The organism is Cupriavidus sp. CPT47-8839-RL05A (genome assembly GCF_058792255.1).
In genome coordinates, this window is sequence record NZ_JBYTEG010000038.1 from 24,154 (window position 1) to 37,849 (window position 13,696).

The 13,696-nt window shown below is 69.6% G+C and carries 8 protein-coding genes; 7 read left to right on the top strand and 1 reads right to left on the bottom strand.

Annotation, left to right across the window (positions count from 1 at the left end; translation table 11 throughout):
- The first annotated feature begins 71 nt into the window (after window positions 1-71).
- Genes gspL through gspF form a run of 6 tightly spaced genes read left to right on the top strand, consistent with a single transcriptional unit; the run spans window position 72 to window position 8,203 of the window.
- Window positions 72-1,499, top strand: a complete 1,428-nt coding sequence (gene gspL, locus AC3WVS_RS30745) for a type II secretion system protein GspL (RefSeq protein ID WP_492321673.1) — start codon at window positions 72-74, stop codon at window positions 1,497-1,499.
- Window positions 1,500-1,517: 18 nt separating this feature from the next.
- Entirely contained in the window at window positions 1,518-2,126 is a 609-nt protein-coding gene (locus tag AC3WVS_RS30750; RefSeq protein WP_492321674.1) for a type II secretion system protein M, read from the top strand.
- Window positions 2,126-2,935, top strand: coding sequence for a type II secretion system protein N (gspN, locus tag AC3WVS_RS30755; RefSeq protein ID WP_492321675.1), 810 nt, complete (start codon window positions 2,126-2,128; stop codon window positions 2,933-2,935). Before AC3WVS_RS30750 ends, gspN begins: the two co-directional genes overlap by 1 nt.
- A gap of 34 nt (window positions 2,936-2,969) precedes the next feature.
- Window positions 2,970-5,408, top strand: coding sequence for a type II secretion system secretin GspD (gene gspD / locus AC3WVS_RS30760; RefSeq protein ID WP_492321680.1), 2,439 nt, complete (start codon window positions 2,970-2,972; stop codon window positions 5,406-5,408).
- An 8-nt stretch (window positions 5,409-5,416) separates the two neighbouring features.
- Window positions 5,417-6,970, top strand: coding sequence for a type II secretion system ATPase GspE (gene gspE, locus AC3WVS_RS30765; RefSeq protein WP_492321676.1), 1,554 nt, complete (start codon window positions 5,417-5,419; stop codon window positions 6,968-6,970).
- A gap of 15 nt (window positions 6,971-6,985) precedes the next feature.
- On the top strand, window positions 6,986-8,203 hold the full coding sequence (gspF, locus tag AC3WVS_RS30770; protein ID WP_492321677.1) for a type II secretion system inner membrane protein GspF: 1,218 nt from the start codon (window positions 6,986-6,988) through the stop codon (window positions 8,201-8,203).
- Between the two features lie 81 nt (window positions 8,204-8,284).
- Here gspF and AC3WVS_RS30775 read toward each other — a convergent pair whose 3' ends face one another.
- A complete protein-coding gene (locus tag AC3WVS_RS30775; RefSeq protein WP_492321678.1) occupies window positions 8,285-9,568 on the bottom strand; it encodes an NYN domain-containing protein in 1,284 nt (427 codons plus the stop codon).
- A 347-nt stretch (window positions 9,569-9,915) separates the two neighbouring features.
- On the opposite strand from AC3WVS_RS30775, the gene AC3WVS_RS30780 reads away from it, so the two are divergent.
- The gene (locus tag AC3WVS_RS30780) at window positions 9,916-13,509 is read left to right on the top strand and encodes an indolepyruvate ferredoxin oxidoreductase family protein (RefSeq protein WP_492321679.1); all 3,594 of its coding nucleotides are present in this window, start codon (window positions 9,916-9,918) and stop codon (window positions 13,507-13,509) included.
- Window positions 13,510-13,696: the final 187 nt, after the last annotated feature.

Below are 13,696 nucleotides of genomic sequence, written 5' to 3' on the forward strand. Positions count from 1 at the left end.
CGATCCAGGGCGCATCCCAACCGGCCATGCGCCTGCCCGAGCCGTTCCATTGACGCCAAAGCAAGGAAACCTTGAGCACCACCCTGTACGTCCGCCTGCCACACCGGCCGCATGACCAGCCGCAACCGTGGCAGTTCGGCACCCTGCCGTTCGCGCTGGTGCGCACTGCCACGGCCGATACGGCGCGGCGTGGCCAGGCCCGTGCGACGCCGGAAGTGTTGCGCGAAGGCCACGCCCGTATTGCTGACCTGCCCGCGGCCGAGCGCCTGGTGCTGATCCTCGCCGCGAGCGACGTACTGCTGACCACCGCCAGCGTGCCGCCGCTGCCGCCCGCCCGTTTGAAACAGGCGCTGCCCAACCTGGTCGAGGACGCGCTCGCGACCGAGGCGCAGCCGTGCCATATCGGCGTGGGCCCTGCCCTCGACGGCAGCGCCGCGCGCGGACCGCGCCAGCGGCTGCTGATGGTGGCCGACCGCGCCTGGCTGCGCGCCGTGCTCGACGCCTTTGCCGAACACCGCCACCGGCGCCGCCATGTGCTGGCCGCGCAGCTGTGCGTGCCGCTGGCTTCCGCCGCCGAAGCCAGCACCGAGCCGTCACTGGCGAGCGCCGACGCGCCGCCGCCGGCGGCCGCGCTGGTGGTCGAAGCCGCCGCCAGCGCCCTGGCCCGGAGCGCCGAGTTGGGCGATGAGTTAGGCGGCGAGCTGCCCGGCACCGGCTCCGACGCCGCGCGCCAGTGGCAACTGACCGTGCGCACCGGCGCACACGCCGGCTACGGGTTGCTGCTGGGCGACGATGCCCTGGCCGCGTGGCAGGCGCTTGCGCCCGCCGGCACCTGGTATGCCGATGCCGACGCTGCCGACGCGGCGCCGGTACCCGATCTGCGCCAGGCTGCCCGCGCCAGCTGGCACCTGTGGATAGAAGGCGCGCAGGAATGCCTGCGCGAGCCGGCGCTGGACCTGGCGCAGTTTGAATTCGCGCAGGGCCGGGCCGACCGTTGGAATTTGGTGGCATGGCGCTTGCCGCTGGCATTGCTGGCGGGCATCGTGCTGGTGCAGGTCATTGGCATGAACACGCACTGGCTGCTGCTGCGGCGCGAGCAGCAGCGGCTGGAAGCCGCGCAGCTGCAGGCGCTGCGCGGCGCCTTCCCGCAGATCCAGACCGTGCTCGACGCGCCGCTGCAGATGCGGCGGCAGGTCGAGCAGCTGCGCACCGCCAGCGGCCGCAGCACACCGGAAGACTTCCTGCCGCTGGCCGACCGCTTTGCCCAGGCCGCGCGCAGGCTGCCGCCCGACGCGCTGCAGGCGCTGGAATACCGCGGCCGCATGCTGGTGGTGACGCTCAAGCCGGGCACGGACACGGCCGGACTGCGCAGCGCCGCGCGCCAGGCCGGGCTGCAGATGGAAGAAGACAAGACCGGAGGTGCCGCTGGCAGTACCAGCAGCAGCGCAGGCACCCCGGTGACGCCCGGCTCGCGCTGGACCGTCAGGCCCGGCCTGTAAGCGGGCCCACCAGCAAGCATGAATCCGATGAAAGACACAGTCCGAAGCCAGACGCCACGCGCCAGCCGGCCAGGCGCGACCTCTGCGCTGCGCACGCGCCTGGCGCGGCTACGCCCGTCCGTGCCGCAGGCGTGGCAGGAGCGCTTCAACGCCTTCTGGTTGGCGCGCAACCCGCGCGAACAGGCCATCCTGGCCGGCGGCGGCGCCCTGCTGGCGCTGGTGATCGGGTACCTGGTGCTGTGGGAGCCAGCCGCCGACGGCCGCGAGCGCCTGGCGCGCAACCTGCCCAAGCTGCGCGCCGACCTGGCCGAAATGGAATCCCTGGCTCAGGAAGCCCGCGGCCTGAAGGCCACGCCGGCGCCGTCGCTGCGCGGTGACGCGCTCACGCAGGCGCTGCAGGACAGCCTGGGCCAGCACGGCCTGAAGGCGACCCGGCTGGCCGCCGGCGCCGACAACAGCGTGCAGGTGCAGCTGGACAAGGTGCCGTTCGGCGCGGTCAGCGGCTGGCTGCAGGACGTGCGCCAGCAGCAGCGCATGAAGGTGATCGACGCCCGTATCGTCTATGTCGGCGCCACGGCGCTGGTGAACGTCAGCGCGACCCTGCAGGGTCCGGGCGGCCGCAGCTGATGGTACGGCTGGAAACGCTGCGCCTGCCGCGCCGCAAGCTGCGCCAGCCGGCCGCATGGCGGCGTCTGCGCTGGCTGGGGCTTGGCCTGGCGAGCGCCGCGGTGACCGTGGTGGCGATGCTGCCGGCGGCATGGATCGCCGCGCGCGTGGCCACGCAGACGCAGGGACGGGTACTGCTCGCCGATGCCAGCGGCTCGCTCTGGCATGGCAGCGCCACGCTGGCGCTGTCGGCCGGCGCCGGCAGCCAGACCGCGACCGTGCTGCCGGGCCGGCTGCAATGGACGCTGGCGTTCTGGCCGCTGCTGGGCGGCAGCGCGCGCCTGGTGGTGAGCCACTCCGAGGCCATGGCCGCGCCGGTCGCCATCACCGTGACACCCGGCGGCTGGAGCGCGCAGGCAGGCGCCATGCGGCTGCCCGCGGCGCTGCTCGAAGGCATCGGCGCGCCGTTCAATACGCTGCGCCCGGACGGCCTGATGCGCGTGGACTGGTCCACGCTGCAGGGCCGCTTTTCGGGCCAGGGCATGAGCGGCCATATGACGCTGCGCATCGAACAGGTGTCGTCGGCCGTGAGCCGGCTGCGCCCGCTGGGCAGCTACCGCGCCGAGCTCGACTGGACCGGCGAGGCTGGCGGCAAGCTGCAGCTGAGCACCATCGCCGGGCCGCTGCACCTGGAGGGCAGCGGCACGCTGGGGCGGCAGGCGCGCTTCGAGGGCACCGCGCACGCCGAGCCCGAAGCGGCAACCCAACTGACCAGCCTGCTGAGCCTGCTGGGACGACGAGACAACCATGTGACAAGGCTGCGCTTCTGATGCCAGGCCAATCCAGGAGCGCCCGGAAATGACTATGAAAACCCACGCCATCCGACCTGTTTTCCATACCGCCTGCGCCCGCGCCGTGGCCCTGCTGTGCGGGCTCTCGCTGCTGGCGCCCGCGCCGTTGTGGGCCCAGTCCGGCGCGCGCACCGGCACCCCGCCCGCGCCGCCCGACATCACGCCGTCCAACCGCGACCAGGTGGTGCTGAACTTCGTCAACGCCGACCTGGATTCGGTGATCAAGGCGGTCGGCCAGGCCACCGGCAAGAACTTCGTGATCGACCCGCGCGTGAAGGGCACGGTCAACCTGGTCACCGAGCAGCCGGTCTCGCGCGCGCAGGCGCTGCAGACGCTGGGTTCGGTGCTGCGCATGCAGGGCTATGCCATGGTCGAGAGCAACGGCTTCACCAAGGTCGTGCCCGAGGCCGACGCCAAGCTGCAGGGCTCGCCCACGGTGATCGGCGCCAGCCCCAGCCGCGGCGACCAGGTGGTGACGCAGGTGTTCCGGCTGAACTATGAATCGGCCAACAACCTGGTGCCGGTGCTGCGGCCGATGATCGCGCCGAACAACACCATCACCGCCTACCCGGCCAACAACACGCTGGTCATCACCGACTACGCCGACAACCTGCGCCGGCTGGCGCGCATCATCGCCGCGGTCGATGCGCCGGCCTCGGGCGAGGTCGAGCTGGTGCCGCTCAAGCACGCGCTGGCCAGCGATACCGCGGCGGTGCTGCAAAAGCTGCTCGACCCCGCCGCCGCGGGCGCCGCCGGCGGCGGCGCCCCGGGAGCCGATGCCAGCCTGCGCACCTCGGTGGTGGCGGAGCCGCGCAGCAATTCGCTGATGATCCGCGCCACCAGCCGCGCGCGCCTGCAGCAGGCGCGCCACCTGATCGAGAAGCTCGACCAGCCCTATGCACGCCCGGGCAATATCTGGGTAGTGCCGCTGAAGAACGCCGATGCGGTCAAGCTGGCGGCCACGCTGCGCGCCATCGTCGCCGCCGACAGCAGCTTCGCCAGCGCCACCCAGCCCGGCGGGCAGGCCGGCGGCATCGGCGGCGCGGCGGGCATGACCAATGTCTCGACGCCTGCCGGCGGGCAGTTCACCGGCGGCGCCACCGGCACCCAGGCCAGCATGCGCGGCGGCACCGGCGCATCCGGAGGCACGGGCGGCGCCTATGGCAACTCGGCCTTCGCCGCGTCGTTCGGCACCAGCACCCAGCCGACCACCGGCGGCATCATCCAGGCCGACCCGTCCACCAACTCGCTCATCATCACCGCCAGCGAACCGGTCTACCGCAACCTGCGCGGCGTCATCGACGACCTCGACGCGCGCCGCGCGCAGGTCTACATCGAATCGATGATCGTCGAGGTGACCTCCACGCAGGCCAGCGAGCTCGGCATCCAGTGGCAGGGCCTGATCAGCTCGCCGGGCGGCAACAACAACGTCTTTGCCGGCACCAACTTCGGCACCGGCGGACAGAACATCCTGAACCTGACCCTGGCCGGGGCGCTGGCCGACAGCAACCGCACCGCCGGCATCGCCGCGGCGCAGGGGCTGGTGCAGGACATCGGCGGCCTCAACCTGGGCATCGTCAACAAGGCCATGGGGCTGGGCGCGCTGTTGCGCGCGCTGGGCTCCAACGGCAGCGTCAACCTGCTGTCCACGCCGAACCTGATCACGCTGGAGAACGAGGAAGCCAAGATCCTGATCGGCCAGAACATCCCGATCACCACCGGCTCCTATGCCCAGACCGGCGGCGCGGCCTCGGTCACGCCGTTCCAGACCTTCGACCGCAAGGACGTGGGCATCACGCTGCGCGTGAAACCGCAGATCACCGACGGCGGGCTGGTGAAGATGCAGATCTTCCAGGAATCGTCGAACGTGGTGCAGGCGACCGCCAACCTGATCCAGGGCCCGACCACCAATGTGCGCTCGATCGAGACCAATGTGCTGGTCGACGACGGCCAGATCATCGTGCTGGGCGGCCTGATCGAGGACTCGTACGGCGACGGCGTGCAGAAGGTGCCGCTGCTGGGCGACATCCCATGGATCGGCGGCCTGTTCCGCTACGAGAACAAGAACCGCGCCAAGACCAACCTGCTGGTGTTCCTGCGCCCCTATGTGATGCGCACGGCCGGCGCCGCCGACCGCCTGACGCAGGACCGCTACGACTATATGCGCGCGCAGCAGCAGGGCTTTGTTTCGCCTAACATCATGGTGCGTGATACCAACACGCCGTTGCTGCCGCCGGCCGACGCCCCGTCCACGCCGTTCGTCGATCCGCGTGCAAACGGTCCGCTTGCCGCCCCGCTGCCGCTGCAGCAGACCCTTCCGCAGAATGCCCCGCAGCCCGGCGTGCCGGGCCAGCCACAGCCCATGCAGCCGGCACCGCAGCAGCTGCCGCAACCACCGGCGAACGCACTCCAGCCGCTGAACCCGCGCGGCGAGTCTGCGCTCCAGAACTAAGCCCCGACATGGCCAGCGAAGTCCAAACTGCCCTGCCCGCCGGCGCCAGCGCGCCGGCCGAGACCCTGGAGCCGCCCTCGCCGATGGCGGCGCGGCTGGTCTCGTACGGCTTTGCGCGCGAGGCGCCGCTGCTGGTCGCGCACCAGCGCCCTGACGGACTGGAAGTCTGGGTGACCCGCGCCACCTCTCCGACCGCGCTGGCCGAGGTCGCGCGCGTGCATGGCGCGCTGCGCCTGCGCGTGCTGGAGCCCGACGCGCTGGAGCGCGCCATGGCCGATGCCTACAACCGCCAGGACGCCGGCAGCGCCGCGCAGGTGGTGGGAGAAGTAGAGGGCGAGGTCGACCTGTCGCGCCTGATGCAGGACATCCCGGCGGTGGAGGACCTGCTTGAATCCGAGGACGACGCGCCGATCATCCGCATGATCAATGCGCTGCTGACGCAGGCCGCGCGCGAAGGCGCCTCGGATATCCATATCGAGCCGTTCGAGTCGTCGTCGGTGGTGCGCTTCCGCGTCGACGGCACGCTGCGCGACGTGGTGCGGCCGAAAAAGGCGCTGCACGGCGCACTGATCTCGCGCATCAAGATCATGGCGCAGCTCGACATCGCCGAGAAACGCCTGCCGCAGGACGGCCGCATCACGCTGCGCGTGGGCGGGCGCCCGGTCGACGTGCGGGTCTCGACCCTGCCCACCGGCCATGGCGAGCGCGCGGTGCTGCGCCTGCTGGACAAGGAAGCGGGCCGGCTCGACCTGGCCAAGCTGGGCATGGCGCCCGGCACGCTGCGCGGCTTCGACCACCTGATCCGCCAGCCGCACGGCATCGTGCTGGTGACCGGGCCGACCGGCTCGGGCAAGACCACCACGCTGTATGCGGCGCTGTCGCGGCTGGATGCGCGCACCACCAACATCATGACGGTGGAAGACCCGATCGAGTACGACCTGGACGGCATCGGCCAGACCCAGGTCAACGCGCGCATCGACATGACTTTCGGCAAGGCCCTGCGCGCGATCCTGCGCCAGGATCCGGACGTGGTCATGATCGGCGAAATCCGCGACCTGGAAACCGCGCAGATCGCGGTGCAGGCCTCGCTGACCGGCCACCTGGTGCTGGCCACGCTGCACACCAACGACTCGGCCTCGGCGGTGACGCGGCTGGTCGACATGGGGATCGAGCCGTTCCTGCTGTCGTCTTCGCTGCTGGGGGTGCTGGCGCAGCGGCTGGTACGCCGCCTGTGCCAGCACTGCAAGCGCGAGGAGGTGATCGAGGTCACTGCCGCCGAGGCCGAGGTGCTGCACGCGCAGGGCAAGCCGCTGCAGACCGTGTGGCACCCGGTGGGCTGCGACAAATGCGGCCAGTCCGGGTACCAGGGGCGCATGGGCGTCTATGAGCTGCTGACCGTCGGTGACGAGATCCGCACCATGATCCACCGGCAGGCGCCGGAGTCCGAGATCAAGCAGGTGGCGCTGGCGCACGGCATGCACACCATGCGCGGCGACGCGCAGCGCTGGGTCGACAGCGGCGCGACCTCGCTTGAGGAAGTGCTGCGCGTGACGCGCGACTAAAGCGGAGCCGCCCGGATGCCAGCCTTCCGCTATGAAGCCGCCGACGCCGCCGGCAAGACCGACCGCGGCGTGATCGAGGCCGACAGCCCGCGCCAGGCGCGCTCGCAGCTGCGCGCGCGCGGGCTGACACCGCTGACCGTCGACCCGCTCGCCGGTGCCGGCCTGGCGCCGCGCAGCGGCAGCCAGCTGTTTGCGCGCAAGCTGTCGACGCAGGAACAGGCGCTGTTCACGCGCCAGCTGGCCAGCCTGATCGTGGCCGGGCTGCCGCTGGACGAGGCGCTGGGGGCACTGGCCGACCAGGCCGAGCGCGCCTATGTGCACGAGCTGCTGGCCGGCATCCGCGCCGAGGTGATGGGCGGCAGCTCGCTGTCGGTGGCGCTGGCCCAGCATCCGCGCGACTTCCCCGACATCTACCGTGCGCTGGTCTCGGCCGGCGAGCACTCCGGCCACCTGGGACTGGTGCTGGAGCGGCTGGCGGGCTATATCGAGTCGCGCAACACCCTGACCTCCAAGATCCGGCTGGCCTTCACCTACCCCGCCATCGTCACGGTGGTGGCGTTCGCCATCGTGATCTTCCTGCTGTCGTACGTGGTGCCGCAGGTGGTGAGCGTGTTCGCCAATACCAAGCAGAAGCTGCCGATGCTGACCATCATCATGCTGGCGCTGTCGGACTTCGTGCGGAATTGGTGGTGGGCAGCGCTGGCGGTGCTGGCGGCGGCAGCGTTCACGATCCGCCGCGTGCTGAAGCAGCCCGCGGTGCGGCTGGAATGGCACCGCTGGCTGCTGACCGCGCCGCTGCTGGGCAAGCTGATTCGCGGCTACAACACCGCGCGGTTCGCCGGCACGCTGGCGATCCTGGTGTCGGCCGGCGTGCCGATCCTGCGCAGCCTGCAGGCGGCGGGCGAGACGCTGACCAACGAGGCGCTGCGCGCCAACGTGGAAGACGCCAACACGCGCGTGCGCGAAGGCGCCTCGCTGGCGCGCGCGCTGGCGGCGCAGAACCAGTTCCCGCCGGTGCTGGTGCACCTGATCCGCTCCGGCGAGGCCACCGGCAACCTGCCGGTGATGCTGGACCGCGCCGCGCAGGGCGAGGCGCAGGAACTGGAACGCCGCACGCTGTTCCTGACCAGCCTGCTGGAGCCGCTGCTGATCCTGACCATGGGCGTGGTGGTGCTGCTGATCGTGCTGGCAGTGCTGATGCCGATCATCGAGATCAACCAGCTGGTGCGGTAAGGACCTCTGCCAAAGAAAACGCCGGCGCGAAGCCGGCGTTTTCTTTGGCGGGTAAGGCCGGCATTGCGCCGGCCAGCCACATCACTCCGCTTTCTTGGCCGGGCGCTTGCGCGTCTTCCTGGCCGGTGCCCGGGCTGGCGCCGCCTCGGCAGCGGCTGCCTCCGGCTGGGGCTGGGCCTCTGGCTGCGCTTCAACCTGCGCCGACAGCACCGTCGTGCCCTGCGCGGCAAAGATCGACTGGTCGATTGGCCACGGGGTTTCGCTCAGCGTCACGTCAGGGCGGCGCGTGGCGCGCTTGCGTGCGGAGCGGGCCTTGGACTCAGCCTGCGGCGCTGCCTCCGCCACTGGCTCGGCCATCGGCTCCGGCTCGACCACTTCGGCGGCGACGACGGAAAGCTCGATCTCGGGTTCGCGCACTGGCACCGGCTCGGGCGCCGCCTCTGGCTGGGCCACGACGGGCGCAGGCGGATCCGCGGGCACGGGCGCCGGTGCCGGCTGGCGGCGTGCTTCAGGCGGCGCCGGACGCTGCTGCTGTTGCTGTTGCGGCTGGTGCTGCGACTGCTGCTGGCCGCGGCCATCGCCCTCGCCACCGCCCTTGGCGCGCTTCTTCAGGCGCACCCAGATGGTCTTGTTGTTGCCGCCGTTGCGGGTCTCGACCTCGAACAGGCCGGTGGCCTGCACCAGCTCCGAAAGCTTGCCGTACCCGTAGTTGCGCGAGTCGAATTCCGGCGCCTGCTTGGCGATGTGGTTGCCCATGCTGCCCAGCGTCAGCCAGCCGTCCTCGTCCGACACCGCCTGCGCCGCACTCTGCAGCAGGCGCACCAGGCGCGAGTCCTGGCGCAGCTCGCCGGTGCTGCGCTTGCGCGTGGGCGCGGCAGCCCCGTCGACGCCTTCGGCCCCTTCCGTATCCGCGTCGGCGCGCAGCACGTCGGAGTAGATGAACTTGTCGCAGGCGGTGACAAAGGGCTTGGGGGTCTTGCGTTCGCCGAAGCCATAGACGGTCAGCCCCTGCTCGCGGATGCGCGAGGCCAGCCGGGTGAAGTCGCTGTCGCTGGAGACGATGCAGAAGCCGTCGAAGCGCCCGGTGTACAGCAGGTCCATGGCGTCGATGATCATGGCGCTGTCGGTGGCGTTCTTGCCCACGGTGTAGCGGAACTGCTGGATCGGCTGGATCGAGTGCGACAACAGCCGCTCCTTCCAGCCGGCCAGGTTGGGCCGGGTCCAGTCGCCATAGATGCGCTTGACGGCGGCCACGCCGTACTTGGCGACCTCGGCCAGCAGGCCCTCGACAATGGCGGGCGCCGCGTTGTCGGCATCGATCAGCACGGCCAGGGTCGCGGTGCCCTGGCGGGGGGAATTGGTCATGTTCAGGTAGTCACTGGTTTGCCCGTCCCGTGCGTGCATCAGGACGGCAATCGGAAATCAGGTTGCACCAGGCTGGCTGTGCAGATGTGGCGCATCGCAGGCAGCCCGGCAGCGGCACGGGCCATCTCGATGCAACGCAGTGTACACGCGAACCCCTGTCCATACGGGAAATCACGGGCGCGGCGGGCACGCTTTGTGCTGCATTGCAAGGTACCGCCGATTTTGTGGCGGTGCTACCATGCCGCGCAGAGACACGACCGTCCAACACCTTCACAAGAGGTCATGAGGCGGTCGCCCACAACTGTAGGTGTCGGTGATCCCGACAGCACGCCCATAGAGGAGCACCTATGAATGCCCCCCTGACCTCCCCGGTCAGCGACGCCATCCGCCGCGCGCTCGAAAACGTTTCCCTCGAAGACAAATACACGCTGGAGCGTGGCCGCATCTATATCAGCGGCACGCAGGCCCTGGTACGCCTGCCGATGCTGCAGCAGGAGCGCAACCGCGCCGCCGGGCTGAACACCGCCGGCTTTATCTCCGGCTACCGGGGCTCGCCGCTGGGCGCGCTGGACCTGTCACTGTGGAAGGCCAAGAAGCACCTCGCCGCGCACCACATCGTGTTCCAGGCCGGCCTCAATGAGGACCTGGCCGCGACCTCGGTATGGGGGTCGCAGCAGGTGAACATGTACCCGGACGCCAAGTTCGATGGCGTGTTCGGCATGTGGTACGGCAAGGGGCCGGGCGTGGACCGTACCGGGGACGTGTTCAAGCACGCGAACTCGGCGGGATCGTCGAAGCACGGCGGCGTGCTGGTGCTGGCCGGTGACGACCACTCGGCCAAGTCCTCGACGCTGGCGCACCAGTCCGAGCACATCTTCAAGGCCTGTGGCCTGCCGGTGCTGTACCCGTCGAACGTGCAGGAGTACCTGGACTACGGCCTGCACGGCTGGGCCATGAGCCGCTACTCCGGACTATGGGTGGCGATGAAGTGCGTGACCGACGTGGTGGAATCGTCGGCCTCGGTGGAGCTGGATCCGCACCGCGTGCAGATCGTGCTGCCCGACGACTTCATCATGCCGCCGGGCGGCCTGAACATCCGCTGGCCGGACCCGCCGCTGGAACAGGAAGCGCGCCTGCTCGACTACAAGTGGTATGCGGGCCTGGCCTATGTGCGCGCCAACAAGATCGACCGCATCGAGATCGATTCGCCGCACGCGCGCTTCGGCATCATGACCGGCGGCAAGGCTTACCTGGACACGCGCCAGGCGCTGGCCGACCTGGGCCTGGACGATGCCACCTGCTCGCAGATCGGCATCCGCCTGTACAAGGTCGGCTGCGTGTGGCCGCTGGAGGCGCACGGTGCGCGCGCCTTTGCCGAAGGCCTGCAGGAAATCCTGGTGGTCGAAGAGAAGCGCCAGATCATGGAGTACGCGCTCAAGGAAGAGCTGTACAACTGGCGCGACGACGTGCGCCCCAAGGTCTACGGCAAGTTCGACGAAAAGGACAATGCGGGCGGCGAATGGTCGATCCCGCAAAGCAACTGGCTGCTGCCGGCGCACTATGAGCTGTCCCCGGCGATCATCGCCAAGGCCATCGCCACGCGGCTGGACAAGTTCGAGCTGCCGATCGACGTGCGCGCGCGCATCACTGCGCGCCTGGCCATCATCGAGGCCAAGGAAAAGGCGTTGGCCACGCCGCGCGTGACCGCCGAGCGCAAGCCGTGGTTCTGCTCGGGCTGCCCGCACAACACCTCGACCAATGTGCCCGAAGGCTCGCGCGCGCTGGCCGGCATTGGCTGCCACTACATGACGGTGTGGATGGACCGTAATACCAGCACCTTCAGCCAGATGGGCGGCGAAGGCGTGGCCTGGATCGGCCAGGCGCCGTTCGCGGGCGACAAGCACGTGTTCGCCAACCTGGGCGACGGCACCTACTTCCACTCCGGGCTGCTGGCAATCCGCGCGTCGATCGCGGCCAACGTCAACATCACCTACAAGATCCTGTACAACGATGCGGTGGCGATGACCGGCGGCCAGCCGGTGGACGGCCAGCTGTCGGTGCGGGACATCGCGTGGCAGGTGCACAGCGAAGGCGCGAAGAAGATCGTCATCGTCAGCGACCAGCCGGAGAAGTACAACGGCGCGATCAAGCTGCCCGAAGGCATCACCATCTATCACCGCGATCAGCTCGACAGCGTGCAGCGTGAGCTGCGCGAGGTGCCGGGCTGCTCCATCCTGATCTACGACCAGACCTGCGCCACCGAGAAGCGCCGCCGCCGCAAGCGCGGCACGATGGAGGATCCGCAACGCCGCGCCTTTATCAACGACGCGGTGTGCGAAGGCTGCGGCGACTGCTCGGTCAAGTCCAACTGCCTGTCGGTGGAACCGCTGGAAACGGATTTCGGCACCAAGCGCCAGATCAACCAGTCGTCGTGCAACAAGGACTTCTCGTGCGTGAACGGCTTCTGCCCGAGCTTTGTCACGGCCGAAGGCGCGCAGGTGCGCAAGCCCGAGCAGCACGGCGTGTCGATGGACACCCTGCCCGCGCTGCCTGAGCCGGAACTGCCGCCGATCCGCCGCGCCTACGGCATCCTGGTGACCGGCGTGGGCGGGACCGGCGTGGTGACCATCGGCGGCCTGCTCGGCATGGCCGCGCACCTGGAGAACAAGGGCGTCACCGTGCTCGACATGGCGGGCCTGGCGCAGAAAGGCGGCGCGGTGCTGTCGCACGTGCAGCTGGCCGCGCGCCCGGACGACCTGCACGCCACCCGTATCGCCATGGGCGAGGCGGACCTGGTGATCGGCTGCGATGCGATCGTGTCGGCCACCGACGAAGTCATCTCCAAGACCCAGGCCGGCCGCACCCGCGCCGTGGTCAACACGGCGCAGACGCCGACCGCCGACTTCATCAAGAACCCGAAGTGGCAGTTCCCCGGCCTGTCGGCCGAGCAGGACGTGCGCACCGCGGTGGGCGAGAAGTGCGAGTTCATCAACGCCTCGGGTCTCGCCGTCGCGCTGCTGGGCGACGCGATCTACACCAACCCGCTGGTGCTGGGCTACGCCTGGCAGAAGGGCTGGATCCCGCTGACGCTGCAGGCACTGGAGCGCGCCATCGAACTCAACGGCGTCGCCGTCGAGAAGAACAAGGCCGCGTTCGACTGGGGCCGCCATATGGCGCACGACCCCGAGCACGTGCTGTCGCTGACCGGCAAGCTGAAGAACACCGCGGAAGGCGCGGAAGTGGTCAAGCTGCCGACTTCGAGCGGCGCGATGCTGGAGAAGCTGATCGCCCGGCGCATGGAAAACCTGACGGCCTATCAGGATGCCGCGTACGCGCGCACCTACCGCGAAGCCATCGACCGCGTGCGCGCGGCCGAGAGCACGCTGGCTGGCAGCGGCAAGGCGCTGCCGCTGACCGAGGCCGCGGCGCGCAACCTGGCCAAGCTGATGGCGTACAAGGACGAGTACGAGGTGGCGCGGCTCTACACCGACCCTGTCTTCCTCGACAAGCTGCGTGCGCAGTTCGAAGGCGAGCCGGGCAAGGACTACCAGCTCAACTTCTGGCTGGCACCGCCGATGACCTCAAAGCGCGATGACAAGGGCCACCTGGTCAAGCGCAAGTTCGGGCCGTCGACGATGAAGCTGTTCCGCGTGCTGGCCAAGCTGAAGGGGCTGCGCGGCGGTGCCTTCGACATCTTCGGCAAGACCGAGGAGCGCCGCAGCGAGCGCGCGCTGCTCGGCGAGTACCGTGCCTTGCTGGATGAACTGGTGGCGGGCCTCAATGCCGCCAACTACGACACCGCGGTGACCCTGGCCAACCTGCCGGACGATATCCGTGGCTTCGGGCATGTGAAGGAAAACAACCTGAAGGCAGTGCGTGGGCGCTGGGCCAAGCTGCTGGAGCAGTTCCGCCATCCGGAGACGGCGCAGCGCGCGGCCTGATGCGTGCTGTTCCTCCCCTCTCCCGCTTGCGGGAGAGGGGCCGGGGGAGAGGGCCGGCGTATCCGGATCCGTGGTCCCTTGCTAAATCACCCCTCTCCCTACCCTCTCCCGTGTATAGACCGGGGACATAGGTAACACCTGTTCGGGGACATGGGTAACACAACTAGACTGGCTGGCAGTGTCTTTT